Below are 21,260 nucleotides of genomic sequence, written 5' to 3'. Positions count from 1 at the left end.
GGATCAGTTATGCCTTTTTATCTCGAAATCATCATCTGCGTGTCTTTGCTTGTTGGAGGCATTTTTCTGTTGATAGGCTCTTATGGTCTTGCGCGTTTGCCTGACATTTACATGCGCCTTCACAGTCCAACAAAGGCATCTACATTGGGAATTACTGGTGTGTTAGTTGCATCAATGATCTTTCAAAGCCATTTAAAAGGATTCCTTTCCATTCAAGAGTTTTTGATTACCTTATTCCTATTGATTACCGCACCGGTCGCGGCCAATATGATTGCAAAAACGGCACTGCACTATCGCACTAAGCCGCTAGAAAAAACGCAGAACCAAGAACTTATGGAAACTATCCGTAATAGAGAAACACCTAACCAATCACAAGATCCTCAATAAGCAACTTGGCAATATCAGCACTTACCATAGGTTTATGGAAATAGTAGCCTTGGAAGATCTCACAGCCTAACGACTTCAACGTATCTGCTTGCGGAGCGGTTTCTACCCCCTCCGCAACAATCACCAATTCTAAATTTCGCGCCAAGTGAACAATGGTTTCACATATTTTAGCGTCTTCAATATGGCGATCGCATTCTTCAACAAATGAATGATCAATCTTCAAGATATCCAACGGTAACCGTTTTAAATAGCTTAGCGACGAATAGCCTGTTCCAAAATCATCTACTGAGATTCTAATATCTAACTCTTTCAATTCTGCCATCACCTCGATACAGCGCTGAATATCTTGGAGTAGCACCCCCTCAGTAATTTCAATCTCTAGCAAGCATCCCTCGATACCGTAAGCATTTAATTTCTGTGAGATATAAGACACCAGAGAGTCCGATACCAAATGCCGCCCAGAAAGATTCACAGCAATAGGAACAATCCGTAAACCTTGATCACGCCATGCTTTTTGCTGTAATAAAGCTTGATCAATCACCCACTCATCAATTCTAGAGATTAAGTTAGACTCTTCCGCCATTGGAATAAAGTCAGCAGGTGGAATAAGCCCCTTGGTTGGATGATTCCAGCGGATCAACGCCTCTAAACCGAGGATGTTTTCTTTTTCCATAAAGACTTTTGGTTGAAAAACTAAAGAAAACTGTTCTGATGCAAGCGCATCATTAATCTCTTTCTCAAAACCAAATTTTTTCGTGACAATATTGGACATTTCAGGTGTAAAGAATTGCGCATTATCACGACCTTTTTCCTTAGCCCAATACATTGCGATATCAGCTTGTTGAATCAACTTATCGGCATCCAAACTTTGCTCGCCGGTGTAGGCGATACCAATACTCGTTGGTATGGTGAAATATTGCTCGTTTAAACAAACTGGCGCTCGCATGGCCTCTAAAATTTGTTGCGCTCGCTTCGCCAAACGACTTTCAGTGACATCTTTCGTCATCATAAAGACAAATTCGTCGCCGCCCCAACGAGCAATGACATCAAACTGATCAGACACTGCAATTAAACGTCTAGCCACTTCACACAGTAATTCGTCACCTGCTTTATGACCTAATGTGTCGTTGATGATTTTGAAATTATCCAGATCCAAAAACAGCAATCCAACAGACGTCTTTTGCTTGGTAGCAAAAAGCAAAGCGCTGATTAAAGAGTCCATCAAATAAGTACGATTATACAAACTGGTTAATGGATCACTATAGGCTAGGAACTTCAGGCGTTCCTGTAGTTTCACGTGGCGAGTCATATCCCTAATATGAAGTGTATATTCACTTTCTTGTGAAGAGTCAGCATTGGCCTTAGTAATCGCAATTTCAGCAGGAAAATCATTATTAGGACTACGCTGTAAGCGAAACGGATTACGTCGATTCAATATCAATCCGTTTGATGTAGAAAAACCTGAGTTCAAGCTTTCGAAAATTTTCTTTCTGTCTTCTTCGCGAATAAAAAGACCGATAAAACTCTTACCTTCGACTTGTTTTTTTAGGCAGCCGAATGTTCGTTCCGCCGCTGGATTAAACTCTATTACAGAACCAAAGCGATTAATCGTGACAATACAATCCATTGATGAATTCAATATCGCAGACTTACGCATTTCACTCTCTTGAAAACGCATCAAAGCGTCATCTCGCTGCGCAATTTCAGTACTCACTCGATCAATAACTTGATTATATTTCCGAGCAATCTGTCCAACTTCAGTAAAAGGCTCCTCCGGTACGGGTTTTGAAAAATCCGCATTGTTTTGTTGATATTGCATGGAGGTTAATAAATCAAATAATTCGGTTGTAGCTCTATGTTCTGCAACATTTAAACCTTGCTCTTCTTGCTCTTTACTCGCTCGTAGCGGCATAAAACGATTCAGCAGCCACATGCAGCTATAACCCACCACAAAGCAATAGAATCCAATAACAACAATACCTAATGCTTGTACCCCAAGCTGCCCTAAAAACCCCAAACCATTATCAATTTTATCTGTCTGTCCAAATAAAGCGACGCTCAAAGTCCCCCATATACCCGCAAATAAATGCGCTGGAACAACATCTAATGCATCATCTAAACTCCAGCGCTCCATCAGTAAACTACCGAAATACACAACTACGCCAGAAACAGCTCCAATAATAACGGATGCCCCAGGTGAAACCACATGACAAGAAGCAGTAATGCCTACCAAACCAGCAATTGTGCCATTCAGCACAAAGCCCACCTCAATATAGCCATCGCGGAAATAATTAATTCCAGCAGCGATTAGCGCCCCCCAAGCCGCAGAGATAAAGGTATTTAGAATGATCATTGGCACAGCATCGGTTAGCGCTAATGTGCTACCGCCGTTAAAACCAATCCAACCAAACCAAATTAATAACGTTCCTAGAGCAGACAAGGGGAGATTATTACCAGGTGGTAACCGTATCCCCTCTTCAAAGCGTCCAAGGCGAGGTCCAATAATGATAATCGCGGCTAATGCTACCCAGCCACCAACTGAGTGCACCACGGTAGAACCCGCAAAATCAATAAAACCAAGAGCCTCAAGCCAACCTTCTGGTCCTTCTGAAGGATACACACCAGACCAAGCCCAATGCCCAACGATAGGATAAATGAATGCACTTAAAACAACTGTGATTGCCAGATAGCCAATGAATGTCATGCGCTCAGCAACCGCTCCAGACGTTAACGTTGCTGCGGTACCACAAAACATCATTTGAAAAAGAAAAAAGCTTATTTCCCAAGGCGTGTGCCGATCATCAAAAAAGAAATCACTAGCACCAAACAACCCTGCCACAGAGTCACCAAACATGATGCCAAAACCAAACAACCAAAATAATGTCGTCGATATTATAAAATCAGATATATTTTTCGCCGCGACGTTAATGCTGTTTTTACTGCGAATACGACCACTTTCTAAACACAAAAAGCCAGCCTGCATCATAAATACAAGCGCAGAGGCCACCAACAACCAATAGTATTCTGCCATATACATCCTAAACAGTTAAAACCGCACCAAAAAGGCCCATGCTAAATACCGTGGGGCGAATTACGCACACCATATAAGGGCACAAGAACAAAAACGTAAAGATAAGCCACAAAAATAGAAGCGCTAACTTAGTTATTCAATAGTTAAGCCAACTATTGAGATTAGCCAGCAGTTATAAAAAAACAGAGCAAACAAAAAAGGCTACTCAAATGTAATTGAGTAGCCTTTTTCAAACAACCACCATTCGGCATTTAACTAAATGAAATTAACCATTTAGTGTAAGAACATTAGTTTTACTGATGCGATGACGATAAATTTCACGAAGATATTTAATCGCATTTTTAACGTTGTTTATATCCAAACGAATGTCATTAATAGAAACAAAACGCTGATTGTTATCAATAAGCTCACGGTACTTTTTCTCGTACATTGGCTTAATCGCGTACCAGTTGGTATCTAGAATCTTTGCTGGGTTTTCATAGGTAGTAAAGAACTTATCTATCAAGGCATCATCAAAACTATCATCTTGGATCATTTTGATAATCGCTTTGTCAATCTCATCCGTGTAGCGATAATCATCACGAGCAAAACAGCGCTTCATATAAGCAACCATTAGCGTCAAAAAGTCATCACTTAAACATGGGCTTTTAGCGATAAGTGTCGTTAATGACAAGTTTGCTGATGCACCAATAACAAGCGCGTAACGCTTTAAAGTTGTATTTGGGCACAAGCGGTTCAAATGCATTTTTAAGCGATTCAATGCAGTGAAAGACAGTTTGTAGTCTCTTGGCAAAGAAATAATAGAAACAATAGACGAACAGTTTTTGAAGAAATGTAGATGGTTCAATGCCGTCGCATCATAACCGCTTTTACGATAATTCTTAATCGCTTCTCGGTATCGATCAGACTCAACAGGCAACACACTAACACCTTCAATTGCAGATGTGTCGTTATTAAAGTGTGGCAACTCAATTGAGCGACAGAATAAGTCATCAATATCAACACTATCCTGACGTGTCCCTTCGTTCACCACGCTTTCAGCATAAGCCACAGCAACTGGGCCCGCCAAACTCATAAATAAGTCGTTAGCGTCCAAACGGATAGTTTCAGCAATATCAATACCCGCACGACGGAAGTAGTCTTCGTCGTAATCTGTTGTCACTGCTTGAGCTGTCAAGATGTTAAAAATTTGCTGGGAAATATACTGGTTAGCGTATTTTTCCATAGTATTTACATCAATATTATCTGAATCACCACCGTTTTCCTCTTCAGCATAACGCATAATATCGTTAGATATCAGCATCATAGAATTCCAAGGACGAATACGTTCCATTACATCCGCTGGCACTTCGTCGTCTTCACGCTCTTCGTTATACGAGAAATTCCACTCTTCAGAAATATATTTGGTCAACAAGCGGCCTGCGTTAATATGCAATGCCTCAGAAATCTCAACATTTTTTCCTGATATGTTCGGTAAAATACAAATACCAGAAGTAAAAATAGGTTCAAAAACAAAGCTATGACGTTTATCCGCCATTTGGCTTTGATCGGAACGATAATCAAAGGTTTTACTTAAGTAAGAGAATTGTTGCGCTAAACCAAATTCAGACGCCATACCAGAACCAGTACCACCACCAGCACTAAAAATATAAAAATAAAGACGTGATTGATTGGCTTTGATACCACAAGAATCAACTAGATAAGAATGCATCTGTTTCCAGTTTTCATTACGGAACGTCGTCGCATCTTTGTTTAGAATAATTTTTGCAAGATATTGCCCTAAAATCGGAGCGTTACCTGCGCCACCAGCATGCACTTCAGACAAGTCCATTATTTGCAATTTGGTGTACTCTTCTAGAAATTTAGTTCGTCCTTCCTGATTAGAAAAACGAATTCTGCCTTCAATATCTTTATCTAAATCACCCAGTAGAACAATAGGTTCAATAAGAAAAACTGGTTTAAAACCATCTTTATCTTCAAGTGGCAAGTGTTTGCGAATCCAGCGCATAGGTCTGAATTCACTCTCACTATCTAATATTTCTTGGCTCTCTACTTCACGCATATAGTTTGCTCTAGCATCGTATACTAGTGATGCGACATCCAAAGCGATATTAGAACCACAACGCCCCAAACCAATTAGGCAAACAGATGGAAAAACCTGTTCATTTATACCTTCTTCATCTGTTGACTGTGGATGGATTCGATTACGAACTACATCCAAATTTTCTAAGATTTGCTCTAAATTTGTCTCAGTAAAATAAAGATGTTCTATTGGAAGATTTTCTTGGCTCATGCGGCATCCTTTTTGAAGCAAATAACCTACAACAGATAATCATTCACGTTACCTATGAAACGACATGATATAAAGCAGAATGCTCACCTGTTAAATGCACTATTTAATTAATTGTTTGTTGATAGACATTGTGCAAACAATATCATCCTTACATAACAATGACACTAATATGGTGAATGTGTGCACAAAATAAATAGAAAAATGGACGATATGAGAGCTTTCTTGAAAGGTGAGTTATAGGCTATGTTTGCTGTATACAAAGTTTTTTTTATGGCTGCATTTAATTCCAAATAATTCAGCGCTACAAAAATACACTTAGATCATTTTTTGTACTACTCTATAGGGTATCTCAAACAACTATCTCAGGTGGCTGTTTTGTCGATTTCATCTGTATCTAGCAAACCTTTGTATCTGCCCAGCATAACGGCTTCGACGGACGCTTTTGCACGCCAAGATTCAACGCAACGACAAGACCCTGTCCAGCTGTCTGACCGTGCTAAACAACTTCTCACATCGCAGCTTCAACCTGAAAAGTCAGAAGATCAAGACAAGGAAGGGAAAGAATCAGTTCAAATTTCATCCAGTATTGGTCGTTTATCACGAGTGACAGGACTGCAACGAGAAGAAGTCGCAGCCCTGTATAGATCAATAGATAAGCTAACCTAGGAGCAAAGCAACGACTTTTCTATCTTACTCAACTAAATGTGAGAGTATAGCCATCAGAAATTAATGACTCAGCTTCGCGCTGAAGATTGGCTAAAGTAAGCGGTCTACCGTCTAACCATTCAGGTAAAAACTCTGCATGAAGGCTTTTATTATCCGCTTTTAAGGTAAATATAGGCATATCACCTTCTTTTCGATCATGGTGCAACAAGATAGATAATCGCAGTAAAATGGACAGACGATCCAAATCTTGTTGATCACTTTTTGTAAAACGATAATCCAGAGACTGAGTAAACTTGCGGCGATGTCGAAGAATCAAGTTAGCCAGCGCTTGTTGCTCTTGCTGAGAAAATCCTGGCATATCTGATTCACGGATAATATAAGCACCATGTTTATGGTATCGACTATGTGAAATACCAGCCCCGACTTCATGAAGAAGGCCTGCCCAGCGCAATAAATCTTCGCTGGAAATACTGTTTAAATTCCAATCTTCTTTAACTTGGGCTAAAGCCGATAATGCAGTATTTGTGACGAGTTTTGCTTGCTCTGTATCGATATGATATTGGTTCAACATATAGTTAACAGTACGTTCACGAATGTCTGTTTCGGCATAACGTCCCATAATGTCATACAGCACACCTTCCCTTAATGCCCCATTCGAAAAATCCATTTGCTTAATATCAAAGCACTCAAATACTGCTGTTAATATAGCAATACCTGCCGCAAAGGTACTTTTTCGTTCAGGTTTGAGGCCTGGCAACTCAATATTGTCAGCATGTCCTGCGGCAAACAACGCTTTCTGAATCTGTTTTAGTGTTTTTAGCGTTATACCCTTCTTACTCCAATTGTTTTCCTTAACTATATTGAAAGCCGCTTTAACTGTACCTGACGAACCTATCGCCACATCCCACGTTTCATCAAGATAATCGTCCTGAATACTCAACAACTCTAAACGCGCTGCGGTGACCGCTTTCTGAAAATTAGATTTATTAATAACGCCATCATCAAAAAACCGTTGTTTAAAACTCACGCAGCCCATATGAAGGCTTTCCGTCAATATTGGTTCCAGCTGCTTACCTATAATAAACTCAGTACTGCCACCACCGATATCAACCACTAATCTTTTCGAGTCACCATGATCCATGGTTCTAGACACACCCACGTAAATCAAACGAGCTTCTTCTCGACCCGCAATGATTTCGACAGGATGACTCATGATATCCATTGCTTTACCAATAAAGTCGTAACGGTTTTTGGCGACCCTTAAGGCATTGGTACCAACAACACGAACGGAGCCTGGCGGCATGTCTTCAATCACTTGCGCAAATTGCGCTAAACAGTCCAGCCCCCGCTGTTGAGAGGCGTCATCTAGGTGACCGTTAACCAAACCTGCGGCCAACTGAACCTTTTCCCCAAACTCTCCAGTGATTCTTAACTGCCCATGAGTAACTTGGGCGATAACCATATGGAAGCTGTTTGACCCCAAGTCAATGGCAGCAATTTTTTCAAATGGAAAGTCATGAGATTGTTGCAAAAAGAGTGATTGCATTCAGAAAGCCTTATGATTGCCGAAGTCTTAATAAGAACAAGAGTATATCAGTTACTGGCCCATGTCATTGGCAACAAAACACCAAAAACAACGGGGCATTTGATGAATTTTTTATAAAATTTAGCGACTTTTAGGGAAAAGCAAGGTCTAATAATGACTAATTTTAAAAAAAACACCTAGCGAATCCCCCCAAAAGCCTGTGTTTGATCAAAAAATTACCAGAAAGTGTTTTTTTCCTGAATTTCACTATAGACCTCGCCTTTAAGTCGAACTATAGTATGGATGGTCTTGATAGTGATAAAGCAGTAAGTAGATCACTTTTAGATCCCAATCAAATTGTTTCGCGCTGTATTGGCTTTTGCCCTATCCGGGCTAGTGAAAAACAGAACAATAATCTAACCTTCTTGTTTTGTGTTTTTGGTGCCGAGTAGCTGATACATTGTAAAATACTTCCAGACACAAATTATTGTTACTAATTTATTAACTCTAATTCCGTCAATTTTCCTCAAATGAGCTAATACAAAACCCGTTTATGAACCTTACCGACTTAAAACAGAAATCAGTACACGAACTTTTAGAAATCGCAGCAGAAATGGGCATAGAAAATATGGCTCGTTCTCGCAAGCAAGATGTTATTTTCTCAATCCTAAAGCGTCATGCGAAAGGTGGGGAAGACATTTATGGCGACGGTATCTTAGAGATTCTTCAAGATGGCTTTGGCTTCCTTCGTTCACCTGACTGTTCATACTTAGCAGGCCCGGACGACATTTATGTATCACCAAGCCAAATCAGACGCTTTAATCTACGAACTGGCGACACTATCGCCGGAAAAATTCGTCCACCAAAAGATGGCGAACGTTATTTTGCGCTACTAAAAGTCAGTGAAATTAACTTTGATAAGCCTGAAAGCGTCCGTAACAAAATTCTTTTTGAAAACTTAACACCATTATTCCCTGATGAACGTTTATTGATGGAAGCTGGTAACGGCTCTACTGAAGACGTGACATCTCGTATCATTGACCTTGTTGCCCCAATGGGTAAAGGTCAACGCGCATTGGTTGTTTCTCCGCCGAAAGCCGGTAAAACGTTTATGTTACAAAACATCGCCAATGCTATTACTCGTAACAACCCAGAATGTCATTTAATCGTGTTGCTGATTGATGAACGTCCTGAAGAAGTAACCGAAATGTCTCGTACTGTTCGCGGTGAAGTGGTTGCCTCTACATTCGATGAACCACCAACTCGTCATGTTCAAGTGGCTGAAATGGTACTCGAAAAAGCAAAACGTCTAGTTGAACATAAGCGTGACGTAGTTATCTTATTGGATTCCATCACACGTTTAGCACGTGCCTACAACACGGTTATCCCTTCATCAGGTAAAGTATTAACTGGTGGTGTGGATGCCAACGCACTTGAACGTCCTAAGCGTTTCTTTGGTGCTGCACGTAATATCGAAGAAGGCGGTAGTTTAACAATTATCGCAACCGCGCTTGTTGATACTGGCTCAAAAATGGATGAAGTTATCTTTGAAGAATTCAAAGGTACTGGTAACTCCGAATTGCACTTGGACCGTAAGATTGCTGAGAAACGAACTTTCCCTGCAATCAACATTCGTCGCTCAGGCACTCGTCGTGAAGACTTGCTAACATCTGAAGATGAACTACAACGCATGTGGATTCTTCGTAAACTGTTGAACCCTATGGAAGACGTTGCAGCAACAGAATTTTTGATTGACCGTCTAAAAGTAACTCAAACCAATGATGAGTTTTTTGAGTCAATGAAAGGCAAAAATAAGTAAGTAGATATTCCTGCAGCAAGAAGTCTGCGGTAAAAAAGCCACTTCCTGAAGTGGTTTTTTTTTACTTAAATGATCAACCTAATTCCACCGCCACCACTTTAAGGTGAGCGTGACTTATATTGGAGTAGTTTAAATGAAAGAGATTACCGCGACGGTAAACGCAGTCGAATCAATAAACCCAAATGTATATCAAATTACTTTAAAGGTGGATGATCTTACGTTTGAAGCCGGCCAATATTTAATAGTGACATTACCAACTGGCGAGCAAGTTCCTTACTCCATCGGTAGCGCACCACATGAACTACCTTATTTGACGTTATATGTTCTTGTTTCAGATTCTGCGTCTCTTGCCAGCAAAGTCGTTGAGCACATTAAATCCAACAACAGTATTACAATTAAAGCACCGGGTGGCGACTGCCATATTGCGAATGGCGCCCTAGACTCCACCCCAGAAAATATTTTGCTGATTGCTGGCGGAACAGGTTTTGCTCAGATTAAAAGTCTGTATAGCCATTTGGTTGAGCAGAATTTCACTGGCAATGTGTCATTCTACTGGGGATTAAGAACGCCAGAAGATGTTTTTGCTCAAGAGTGGTTAGAAGAAGCCCACAAATACACACCTTTTACGCTAGACGTTATAGTGAATGAGAAAGGCGACAAATGGCACGGCCGAAGCGGCTGGTTATATGAAGCGGTTCTAGCAGATCATCCAGATCTAAGTAAAAGCGTTGCCTTTATCAGCGGATCGGTTGGCATGGTGTATGGCACATTAGATCAATTAGAACTAAAAGGCCTTAGCAAAGAGAACTGTTTTTCTGATGTTTTTGCTTATGCACCACATCCAGATAAACCAGTACTCTAATACCATTTATTAAAATACAAAGTGATGGATATAAAAAGGGAGCACCAAATAAGCATATTTGGTGCTCCCTTTTTATTGTTCAAATAGATATATCAATAACTAAACAGCTGTGGAGCTTACCGTTTCCCACAATGCTTGGATACTCTCTTGATCGCTATCGGTTACACCTTCGGCCTCCAGCGTGTCTTGCAAGATCTCAGTGAAAGCACGGTCGAACTCATCTTGCCCTTCTCCTTCGGTACTGCTATGTAAGCCCAAAAGCCCTAGAAGATACGCGCAGTAAAATAACTGATCGCCCTCTTCCGCTTGATGTTCCATATCTCGTAATCTGTCACACAACTGATCTGCGCGCTCAGCAAAGGTTATTGTCATATTCAATCTCACAATGATGCTATTAATGTAATATACAAAAAAGCTGGGGGATTCCCAGCTTTTGAAAACTTATCCTATCTACATAAATTACGTTAAGGCTTTAAGTTTAGAGTCTCTAATGTATTCGCTCGGATAGAAAGAAGTAAGTCGGTATTTTCTACCAGTGATTCACCGTAAGAAGGCACCATTTCTTTCATTTTCGCTTGCCATTCAGGCGATGCTACACGCTCATGGAAACAGCGCTCTAGAATACCGATCATAGTATTCACAGTTGTTGAAGCTCCCGGAGAAGCACCCAATAAAGCAGCAAGAGAACCATCTTCGGTGGTAATCGCTTCGGTTCCGAACTCTAGCTTACCGCCCAATTTTTCATCTTTCTTGATGATCTGAACACGCTGCCCAGCGTACGCAAGCTCCCAATCTTCATCTTTTGCATCAGGAAAAAACTGACGCAATGAATTACAACGATCTTTATGAGATTGCATCACCTCACTAATCAAGTAGCGAGTTAGATCCATATTATTCTTGCCGACACTTAGCATCGGCTTGATATTATCAAAACGAACACTTTTCGGCAGATCGAAGAATGAACCTGTTTTCAGGAATTTTGTCGTAAAACCAGCAAATGGACCAAACAAAATAGCTTTTTTGCCATCTATAATTCGCGTGTCTAAATGCGGAACAGACATAGGCGGAGCACCGATAGGCGCAGCACCATAAACTTTCGCAAAATGCTGCTCAACAATTTCTGGCTTTTCGCAAACTAACCACTGTCCACTCACAGGGAAACCACCAAAACCCTTCCCTTCTTTTACTTCTGCTTTTTGCAGTAAAGGTAGAGCGCCACCACCAGCACCTAGAAATACAAATTTAGCGTCAATGGTTTTACACGCGCCATTCTGCTCAATCTCTACATCCCAACGGCCATCAGAGCGTTTTTGCAAACCTTTTACTTCGCAATTCAGACTTAATTCAAAGTTATCTAAGCCTTCTAAATGCTTACTCATATTACGAGCAATAGCACCAAAGTTTACATCAGCACCATGCTCAACTCGTGTTGCAGCAAGTGGTTCGCTGTCATTACGGTTATTCATAACAAGAGGCATCCATTCTCTCATTTTTTCACGGTCTTCTGTGTACTGCATTTCTCTAAAAGCGGGATGAGCACTCATTGCTGCATGACGTGCTTTTAGCATGTCAACGTTGCGCTGCCCCCAAACAAAGCTCTGATGCGGCACACGATGAATAAACTCTTGTGGCGCTGGCATCAATCCTTGTTTCACAAGGTAGGACCAGAACTGGAGACTAATTTCAAAGGCGGCGTTAATTTTAACTGCTTTATCAATATTAACGGAACCGTCATTATTTTCAGAAGTATAATTAAGCTCGCAGTATGCGGCATGGCCCGTACCAGCGTTATTCCAGCCATCGGTACTTTCCTTTGCGATACTACCCAAACGTTCAACCATTAATATGGTCATGCTAGGGTCTAATTGCTTTAGTAACACTCCTAGGGTGGTGCTCATGGCACCGCCCCCGACTAGTAAAACGTCTACAGAATTTGAGGTCATATGATTTCGCCGTGTCATAGCCAATTGTGAATTTGAGAGTGATGTAGAAAAGAGGCTTTTGGCCAGCAGTAATATTTCAGAATGCTCTGCTTTACTTTCTCCACCCTCTCCTCAGAACGCCTTTGCTCGTATGCCAAAAATCCATAGAAAATCAGCTTAATAAGGGATTCTGAGCAGGTGTGGGTTAATTATACGGATTTTAAAAATAATGTCTTGAGACCTTAGTATAAGAATGTAGATATATTCACATTTCAATTTTCACGATAGCGTTCATTTTATTGACTTTAGCGACAAGAAAGGCGATGTTAACAACATTAAGAAAAAACATGCTTCGATTTGGCTACTATATTTAAATATTAATGTTCAGTATAAATATACTAAATTCTATAATTTAGGGTACTGGGGAGTATGGCAATGAAAGCACAAGATATCATGGTAAAGAATGTCATCTGTGTCGACATGGATGAGCGCTTGCCCAATGTCAAACAAATTATGGAAACGAATGGCTTCCATCATCTTCCAGTCACCGAAAAAGATAAACTGGTTGGTATTATTTCAGACAGGGATTTGTTGCGCCTAATCAGCCCTTTTATAGACAGTGCTTCAGAGCAACCTAGAGATCTAGACACCTTAAATAGAGCTGCTCATCAAGTGATGACACGCCAGCCCATTACAGTAAGAGCAGAAACACCAGTAGAAGAAATTGTGGCGTGGCTAAAACGAGTAGATATTTCCTGTTTACCAGTAACAGACGATGAAGATCATGTCATTGGTATTATTTCGTGGCGCGACCTTGTCAATCACGCCACGTTTTAGCGTCTGTAGTCTTTTAAATTAGTGAGTTTTCGCTTGATCACCGAGCAAATCAACCAAATCGGCTTCGGTAAATTCATACTTTTCTGCGCAGAATTGGCAGTCTACTTTTACGCTACCTTGCTCAATAAGAAGCTCACGTATTTCTTCAGTGCCTAGTGACATCACAGCATCTAAAGTACGCTGACGAGAGCATGAACAACCGAATTGCATCACTTTAGTGTCATAAAGACGAACTTCTTCTTCATGGTATAGGCGATGAAGCAACTCACCAGTTTCAAGTCCAAGCAATTCATCTTCTTTAACCGTAGAAGCAAGATGCGTCAAACGCTCCCAAGCATCCTCATCACCTTCTTTCGCTTGTTCTTCTGGCAAGCGCTGCAAGAACAAACCACCACATTGTGCACCGTTGGCCGCCAGCCAAACTCGGCTTGGTAACTGCTCTGACTGAGAGAAGTACTGCTCAAGGCATTCAGACAAGGTGTCACCAACGATCTCGACAATGCCTTGGTAACGCTGGCCATTACGTGGTTGGATAGTAATCGCCAAATAACCACCTTCAAGTACATCTTTTAAAGAAATAGCCTCTGGCACTTCTTGGCTTTCATCCCATTGAGCAATACCACGAAGATTTTGGTGCTCGTCACATTCTGTCATCAAAGTCGACAAAAAGCCGTAGCCCTTAGCTTGAATAGATAACACACCATCTATTTTGACAATGTCTCTTAATAACGCGATTGCAGCAACAAACTCACCAAGGAGTTTTTCTAACGCTAGCGGATATTGCTTACGCTTAATGATTTCTTGATAAGCGTCATTCAGTAACACGCGTTCACCACGAACATTACTATTATCAAAGGAAAAACGCTGGATTTCGTTTATGGTTACATTGTTCACAAAGCACACCTTGTTCAGGCCGAAAAGCCTAACTAAAAAAGTTCAAATAAATATTGCCGCCATTTTACCCTTGAGACGATCAATCATCTACTTTAAACCGTGATTAACTAGGAAATGTACTGGGAATATGCACGCTTGCTATTTCGTTTAGTCTAGCAGCACTCTAAAATGTTTCGCATTGTACTTTCTATTGAAACGACCAACATCACTTCTCATTAATAGAGATAAGAGATTCCTAGTTTTTATGATCCAATTTACTGAAGTTAGTTTACAGCGTGGCACTCAGTTCCTACTTGAAGAAGCCGACCTCACCATCTTTGAAGGTCAAAAAGTCGGTCTGATTGGTGCTAATGGCGCTGGCAAATCCTCTTTATTCGCCATGATCAAAGGCGAGCTACATGCTGATACTGGCGAAGTTATTCTGCCAGGACAACGCCGTATTGCTTTTATGGCTCAGGAAGTTGAAGAAACGCAACGCAGTGCTTTGGATTATTGTCTAGATGGTGACGATCGTCTAAGAGACATAGAAAGCAATATTGCCAAAGCACAAGCAAGTGGCGACGATCATGCTCATGCAAGTTGGCTAGGTGAATATGAAAATGCTCATGGCTACACAGCTCAATCAAGAGGCGAAACACTTCTGCAAGGGCTAGGCTTCAAAATGACAGACATGCAGAGGCCCGTGTCTGACTTTTCTGGCGGCTGGCGAATTCGCCTTAACCTTGCCAAAGCCTTAATGTGCCCTTCCGACGTGCTCTTGCTCGACGAACCAACCAACCACTTGGATTTGGATGCTGTCATGTGGTTAGAAAACTGGCTGCGCCAATACCCCGGCACTTTATTATTAATCTCCCATGATAGAGATTTTTTAGATGGTATTTGTAGTCATATTGTTCACCTATATCAAAAGCAATTGGTGCTTTATAAAGGTAACTACTCGGATTATGAACGCCAACGTGCTGAGCACTTAGCGCAACAACAAGCCAACTACGAAAAACAACAAGAGAAACGCGCTCACCTACAACAATATGTGGATCGCTTTCGTTACAAAGCCGATAAAGCCAAGCAAGCTCAGAGCCGCTTAAAAATGCTCGAGAAAATGGAAATTATCGGCCCAGCACATATTGATTCGCAATTTGAATTTACAATCCCTGTGGCCGAGAAAACCTCACAATTATTGATTAATTTATCTCAAGCAGACTTGGGTTATACATCAGAATCAGGCACAAAAACCGTTCAGCTTGGCAACACAAACTTTGCCCTTCGAGATGGTCAACGCATTGGCTTACTTGGCCCTAACGGCGCGGGTAAATCGACGCTCATCAAATCCATTGTTGGCGAAATTAGCATTTTGGCTGGTGATCGCATCTTAGGAGAAAACCTAAAGATCGGTTATTTCTCACAGCATCAACTAAGCGCTCTCGACTTAGAAGCCTCACCATTACTGCATATTCAACGACTCACCCCAAAAGTGCTTGAGAGTGATATTCGTCGTTACCTAGGGGGTTTTGGTTTTATTGGGGACGATGCACTGCGTGCGGTAAAAGGCTTTTCAGGCGGAGAAAAAGCACGTTTGGCTTTGTCATTAATTTCTTGGACAAAACCAAACCTATTAGTACTCGATGAGCCAACCAACCACTTGGATATCGAAATGCGCCAAGCATTAACTGAAGCCTTGCAAGAATTCCCAGGTTCCATTTTATTGGTATCCCACGATAGACATTTGCTAAACAGTACCGTCGATGAGTTTTACCTTGTCGCTGACCATCAAATCCAAGCGTTCGATGGCGACTTATCTGCTTATCATGCATGGTTACAAGCAAGACAAGCCAGTGCCGCGCAACTTGAAAAAGGCGAATTAGCTGGAGATAAAATCGATAAAGTGGATCGTAAGGAAGAACGCCGTAAAGCGGCTGAAATGCGCGAAAAATTACGTCCGCTGCGCAAACAAATCGAGAAGTATGAAAAAGCAGTTCAAGCAGCACAAGAACATCTTGATCGTATTGCCGAAGCAATGGCTGACTCAAGCCTTTACGAAGCCGATCAAAGAAACAAACTGCAAAGTTTATTGAGTGATGAGGCGAAATGGAAAAAAGCCCAAGCTGAAAGTGAAGAAGCGTGGTTCGAAGCACAAGAGGAACTTGAAGAAGCCGAAGCGCAACTAATCTAAACTTAAACCCCAAAAGAACGGATAAACAAAGACTAAGTGCTAGAAATCAGTAAAGTTTTGTCTTAACACAAAGCTTTTAATCTGGCACTGTCTTAGTATTGTAACAATACTAAAGTACATTCATACACAGCGAAAAGGAGAGATATTGGATGACATTTCCATACACTCGTATGCGCCGCATGCGTAAAAATGATTTTTCTCGCCGCCTGATGCGCGAGCATCGCCTTACTACAGACGATTTAATCTACCCAATGTTTATTATTGAAGGCAATAATGTGCGCGAAGCCATTCCTTCCATGCCAAACATTGAGCGCCTTTCTATCGACTTACTTTTAGAAGAAGCCAAAGAGCTTGTCGAGTTAGGTATCCCTACGATCGCGCTATTTCCTGTTGTCGAAAGTGATAAAAAGTCCTTACTTGCTGAAGAAGCCTACAATCCGAATGGTTTAGTACAACGTGCTGTTCGCGCTTTAAAAGAGTCTTTCCCAGAGCTTGGTGTATTAACAGATGTTGCGCTAGACCCTTATACCACTCACGGCCAAGACGGCATCATTGATGAATCAGGTTATGTGCTGAATGACATCACCGTCGACACGCTAGTAAAACAAGCACTTTCACATGCCCAAGCAGGCGCTGACATCGTTGCACCATCCGACATGATGGATGGACGCATTGGTGAAATCCGTGATGAACTTGAAGCTGAAGGTTTTATTAATACACTTATCATGGCATATGCAGCCAAATACGCTTCGGCTTACTACGGCCCATTCCGTGATGCAATAGGTTCAAGCGGTAACCTTGGTAAAGGCAATAAATTTACGTACCAAATTGACCCAGCCAACTCTAATGAAGCCATCCGCGAAGTGATGCTCGATATAGAGGAAGGCGCGGATATGGTCATGGTAAAACCAGGCATGCCTTATTTAGACATCGTACGTCGAGTGAAAACAGAACTTGAAGTACCAACGTTTGCTTATCAAGTAAGTGGAGAGTACGCAATGCACATGGCCGCCTTTCAAAATGGCTGGCTAGATAAAGATACAGTAATGATGGAATCACTCCTAGCATTCAAACGCGCTGGTGCAGATGGCATCCTGACTTATTTTGCAAAAGATGCAGCACGCCTGCTGAAAACTAAAAGCTAACGGCTTTTAGTAAAAATAAACGCACAGAATCGGTGACCAGCAGGCTGCGTTGGTGTAATTTGTTAGTATATGCCTACATACTGTAGGCAAAGGAACAATGATACCAACAACACAATAAAACGGTATTTAGAGAGAATTAAAGCGCATGTCTGAGCAGTCGGTGAACGAAATAGATAAAAAAGAAACCATTCCTAGTCCACCTTTAGAGTTGGATGCAGAGCTTGTTTTAGAGCCCATTCCGGAACAGCCACAAGATCCCAACAAGGTAGCGATTGAAGAACGTCTACCGGAAGAGATTGATCTGGCTGATCCAGAGCTCTACTTCAACCGCGAGTTAAGTCACTTACAATTTAACGCACGTGTTCTTGAACAAGCCATGGATGAAAACCATCCAATCTTAAATAGATTGATGTTTCTGTGTATCTTCAGCTCAAACATGGACGAATTTTTCGAAATCCGCGTAGCGGGTTTAAAAAGCCAATTAGAATACAGCCGTGAAAAAAATGGTCCTGACGGCATGCATCCGAAAAAAGTGCTCGGCTTAATTAGCGAACATGCTCACAAACTAGTACGTCGTCAGTACCGTATTCTCAACGATATTATTTTGCCTAAACTGGCGAATGAAAACGTTAAGTTTATTCGTCGTACCGTATGGAACGAAAAACAAGCCGCTTGGGTAAAACGCTATTTTCGTGACAATGTGCTGCCTATCATCAGCCCTATCGGCCTCGATCCAGCACATCCGTTCCCAAGACTAGCGAACAAGACCTTCAACTTTGTTGTTGAACTGGAAGGTCGTGATGCCTTCGGCCGCGAAAATGGCCTCGCCATTGTTCCAGCACCAAGCTCGCTACCACGCTTGGTAAAACTACCAGATGACGTGTGTGAAGGTGGCGATAATCTAGTTTTCCTTTCTTCTATCATTCACGCCCATGCGGATCAGTTATTCCCCGGCATGACAGTCAAAGGTTGTTTCCAATTCCGCCTGACTCGTAACGCCGATTTAGAAGTAGACTCAGATGATATCGGTGTCGATTTGGCTGGTGCGTTACGCACAGAGTTACAAAGTCGCCATTACGGTAGCTCAGTACGATTAGAAATCGCCGAAAACTGTCCACTTCATATCGTCGATTCTTTACTTAAGCAATTTGACTTAGAACAGCAAGACTTGTATCGCATAGATGGTCCAGTTAATTTGAGCCGTCTTATGGCAGTACTAGAACTCGTTGATCGACCAGACCTAATGTATCCTCCATTTTCACCGGGTTTGCCTAGAAAACTAGCCAGCTCTGGAGGATTATTCGAGGCGATTCGCCAGCGTGATTATCTATTAATGCATCCGTTTGAGAGCTTCTCACCTGTTATCGATTTATTAAGCGAAGCAGCAAAAGATCCAAACGTTGTAGCAATTCGCCAAACTCTATACAGAACAGGTTCGCGTTCACCAATTGCCAATGCATTAGTTGAAGCAGCTCGAAACGGCAAAGAAGTTACTGTCGTTATCGAATTACGTGCTCGTTTCGACGAAGCTGAAAACTTAGCCTTGGCAAGCCGCCTACAAGATGCTGGCGCCATTGTCGTCTATGGCGTTGTTCGACATAAAACTCATGCAAAAATGATTCTGATCGTCCGTAGAGAAGGCGCAGATCTGACTCGCTATGTTCACCTAGGAACTGGTAACTATCACGCAGGTAATGCTCGTCTTTACACCGACTATAGCTTTATGACTTGTGATAAGGAAATTGGTGATGATGTTCATCGCGTCTTCCAACAACTCACCGGTATGAGCAAAGAACTGAAGGTCAAAAAGCTATTACATGCTCCATTTACCCTTCGCGATCGCTTGCTAGAAATGATTAATAGAGAAGCGGAGAATGCCCTTAATGGTGACCCTTCTAGAATCATCATTAAAGTGAATTCTTTAACTGAGCAGAGACTTGTTCAATCCCTGTATAAAGCATCTCAGGCGGGTGTAAAAATAGACTTAATTGTTCGAGGAATCTGTACATTACGCCCAGGAATCAAAGGAATATCTTCCAATATTCGCGTCAGAAGTGTAATCGGTCGATTCCTTGAACACACCCGAGTGTATTACTTCTACAACAATCGTAATCCTCAGGTCTATTTATCAAGCGCCGATGGTATGGATAGAAACTTAAATAACCGTATTGAAGTAGCCTTCCCTCTTCAGGATTATAAACAGACTCGCCGAGTGAAAAAGGAACTTGAATACTATCTAACAGATAATACTCAAAGCTGGATTTTACAAAGCGACGGCTCGTACCAGCTATCCAAACCTAGAAAAGGCGAATATCGCAGCGCTCAGCGCGCGTTACTTAGTGAGCTGGCTGACAATACTCGATGATCTAGATCGCTTTTATACATAAAGCCCAGCACCAAGCTGGGCTTTTTTGTGAACCCCCCATCCCCAGACATGATTAACCTCCAAAATTAGAAATACGACCGTCCTCTATCCACTAACGACAGCTGTCTATAAAATAAACAAAAATATGCATACAATGAGTAAGAATAAAAAATCCCTTCTTAATAACAGGATTAACCTATGAAAAAAATAACAAAATTCTTTTTACCTCTAGTAATGGCTATACCTCTTACCTTGCAGGCACAGACAATTGAACTAACCACGATGAACTGGCCTCCTTTTTATGCAGAAAGTTTAGAGAAAGGCGGCTTCATTACAGCCATTGTAGAAGAAGCACTTGCTGAATCAGGTTATGACTCTACAATCGAATTCACAGGTTGGCAAAATGCATTGAACAACGCGAAAAACGGTGACAAAGACGCCATTGTCGGCGGTTACTATTCAGAGGAAAGAGCGAAAGAATATTATTTTTCAATTCCTATCTATACGGTTTTAGCAGGTTTAATCAAAAAGCCGGACTTCCCTCTTACTAATTATTCTTCATTTGAAGAGCTTGATCAGTACACTATTGCCAAGTTAAAAGGCACTGTAATCGGAGAATCATTTGATAACTTCCCATTTACAAACCTTAAAGAATACGCAGAAGTTTCTGATGCCATTAAAGCATTGAATACTGGTGAAGTGCAGTTGTACGCAGACAGTTTAGCCGTCGCAAAAGAAGCAGCTAAAGCCGCAGGCATTGATGGCTCTCAGCTACAGATACTTCTTCCTCCTCTAGAAGAAAATGATCTATACCTATTGATAGCAAAGTCAGCACCAAACGCAGAGGCACTTCGTGATGCTTTTAATAAAGGCCTAATATCACTCCAAGCCTCTGGACGTTACAACGAAATCTTAGCGGAATTTAATCAACAATAAGACCTATTACCTGATATCCACCAAGCCCTAAAAGTAAACTCTCACTCAATTGAGCATAATAACTTCTAGGGCTTTTTTAATTTGATTATATCCGCAGCTCTCTTAAATATTTTCAGAATCAATATTCGCCCCTCCCTTTAGCTATCTTGGCATTGGAGTCGCGCTGACGCGTTGAGCTTGCGAAACTGGCGCAAGCGAAGGCAATGACAAGATGGTATTCCTACAGGCAAAAGAATTTTCTGCAGACGAAAAAAAGCCCTGACAGCGTAGCTATCAGGGCCTTCTTAATATAAAGCTTGACGACTGATGCCGACTGTCACATGCGTGTCTTTGATAAAGAGCCCCACACGCATGTGGGAGCAATCCTATTACACCGCCTAAACGAAAAAACCCCGCCCTGCTTAGCAG

General features: G+C 41.5%; 15 protein-coding genes. 9 read left to right on the top strand and 6 right to left on the bottom strand.

Annotated elements, in window-relative coordinates; all coding sequences use genetic code 11:
* Positions 1-9 precede the first annotated feature (9 nt).
* Complete coding sequence (locus B6N13_RS21975; RefSeq protein WP_169460622.1) at positions 10-387, top strand: Na+/H+ antiporter subunit G; 378 nt, start codon at positions 10-12, stop codon at positions 385-387.
* Here the strand turns inward: B6N13_RS21975 and amt are convergent.
* Together amt and B6N13_RS21965 are read right to left on the bottom strand one after the other, a co-directional pair.
* Positions 362-3,418: an ammonium transporter gene (gene amt / locus B6N13_RS21970; protein ID WP_169460621.1), complete on the bottom strand. Its 3,057-nt coding sequence runs from the start codon at positions 3,416-3,418 to the stop codon at positions 362-364. The two genes, B6N13_RS21975 and amt, sit on opposite strands and share 26 nt — an antisense overlap.
* 265 nt (positions 3,419-3,683) lie before the next feature.
* Positions 3,684-5,711, bottom strand: coding sequence for a hypothetical protein (locus tag B6N13_RS21965; RefSeq protein ID WP_012071650.1), 2,028 nt, complete (start codon positions 5,709-5,711; stop codon positions 3,684-3,686).
* A 375-nt stretch (positions 5,712-6,086) separates the two neighbouring features.
* On the opposite strand from B6N13_RS21965, the gene B6N13_RS21960 reads away from it, so the two are divergent.
* Positions 6,087-6,377: a hypothetical protein gene (locus B6N13_RS21960; RefSeq protein ID WP_048814141.1), complete on the top strand. Its 291-nt coding sequence runs from the start codon at positions 6,087-6,089 to the stop codon at positions 6,375-6,377.
* Positions 6,378-6,405: 28 nt separating this feature from the next.
* On the opposite strand, the gene B6N13_RS21955 is transcribed toward B6N13_RS21960, so the two are convergent.
* Positions 6,406-7,923 carry a Ppx/GppA phosphatase family protein gene (locus B6N13_RS21955; protein WP_012071651.1) on the bottom strand — a complete coding sequence of 506 codons (1,518 nt, stop codon included), beginning with the start codon at positions 7,921-7,923 and terminating at the stop codon, positions 6,406-6,408.
* A 532-nt stretch (positions 7,924-8,455) separates the two neighbouring features.
* Here B6N13_RS21955 and rho point away from each other — a divergent pair.
* Together rho and B6N13_RS21945 are read left to right on the top strand one after the other, a co-directional pair.
* Entirely contained in the window at positions 8,456-9,721 is a 1,266-nt protein-coding gene (gene rho, locus B6N13_RS21950; protein ID WP_012071652.1) for a transcription termination factor Rho, read from the top strand.
* A gap of 133 nt (positions 9,722-9,854) precedes the next feature.
* A complete protein-coding gene (locus B6N13_RS21945) occupies positions 9,855-10,583 on the top strand; it encodes an NAD(P)H-flavin reductase (RefSeq protein WP_169460620.1) in 729 nt (242 codons plus the stop codon).
* A gap of 99 nt (positions 10,584-10,682) precedes the next feature.
* On the opposite strand, the gene B6N13_RS21940 is transcribed toward B6N13_RS21945, so the two are convergent.
* The gene (locus B6N13_RS21940; RefSeq protein ID WP_012071654.1) at positions 10,683-10,955 is read right to left on the bottom strand and encodes a YfcL family protein; all 273 of its coding nucleotides are present in this window, start codon (positions 10,953-10,955) and stop codon (positions 10,683-10,685) included.
* A gap of 92 nt (positions 10,956-11,047) precedes the next feature.
* Positions 11,048-12,592: a malate dehydrogenase (quinone) gene (gene mqo / locus B6N13_RS21935; RefSeq protein ID WP_282434096.1), complete on the bottom strand. Its 1,545-nt coding sequence runs from the start codon at positions 12,590-12,592 to the stop codon at positions 11,048-11,050.
* Between the two features lie 348 nt (positions 12,593-12,940).
* On the opposite strand from mqo, the gene B6N13_RS21930 reads away from it, so the two are divergent.
* Complete coding sequence (locus B6N13_RS21930) at positions 12,941-13,342, top strand: CBS domain-containing protein (RefSeq protein WP_012071656.1); 402 nt, start codon at positions 12,941-12,943, stop codon at positions 13,340-13,342.
* Positions 13,343-13,360: 18 nt separating this feature from the next.
* Here the strand turns inward: B6N13_RS21930 and hslO are convergent, their stop codons facing one another.
* Positions 13,361-14,236, bottom strand: a complete 876-nt coding sequence (hslO, locus tag B6N13_RS21925; protein WP_012071657.1) for an Hsp33 family molecular chaperone HslO — start codon at positions 14,234-14,236, stop codon at positions 13,361-13,363.
* Between the two features lie 244 nt (positions 14,237-14,480).
* Between hslO and B6N13_RS21920 the strand changes: the two genes are divergently transcribed.
* The 4 genes from B6N13_RS21920 (at position 14,481) to B6N13_RS21905 (ending at position 20,852) form a co-directional block, all read left to right on the top strand.
* Positions 14,481-16,406 carry an ATP-binding cassette domain-containing protein gene (locus B6N13_RS21920; RefSeq protein WP_012071658.1) on the top strand — a complete coding sequence of 642 codons (1,926 nt, stop codon included), beginning with the start codon at positions 14,481-14,483 and terminating at the stop codon, positions 16,404-16,406.
* Between the two features lie 149 nt (positions 16,407-16,555).
* A complete protein-coding gene (gene hemB, locus B6N13_RS21915; protein ID WP_012071659.1) occupies positions 16,556-17,551 on the top strand; it encodes a porphobilinogen synthase in 996 nt (331 codons plus the stop codon).
* 145 nt (positions 17,552-17,696) lie between these two features.
* Positions 17,697-19,916 carry a polyphosphate kinase 1 gene (gene ppk1, locus B6N13_RS21910; protein WP_012071660.1) on the top strand — a complete coding sequence of 740 codons (2,220 nt, stop codon included), beginning with the start codon at positions 17,697-17,699 and terminating at the stop codon, positions 19,914-19,916.
* A gap of 198 nt (positions 19,917-20,114) precedes the next feature.
* Positions 20,115-20,852: a transporter substrate-binding domain-containing protein gene (locus tag B6N13_RS21905; RefSeq protein ID WP_012071661.1), complete on the top strand. Its 738-nt coding sequence runs from the start codon at positions 20,115-20,117 to the stop codon at positions 20,850-20,852.
* Positions 20,853-21,260: the final 408 nt, after the last annotated feature.

It is taken from the genome of Marinomonas sp. UCMA 3892, from assembly GCF_012726345.1.
Classification (GTDB): Bacteria; Pseudomonadota; Gammaproteobacteria; order Pseudomonadales; family Marinomonadaceae; genus Marinomonas.
Note: the sequence above shows the minus strand (reverse complement) of the source record. Positions and strands in the feature narration are given on the sequence as shown.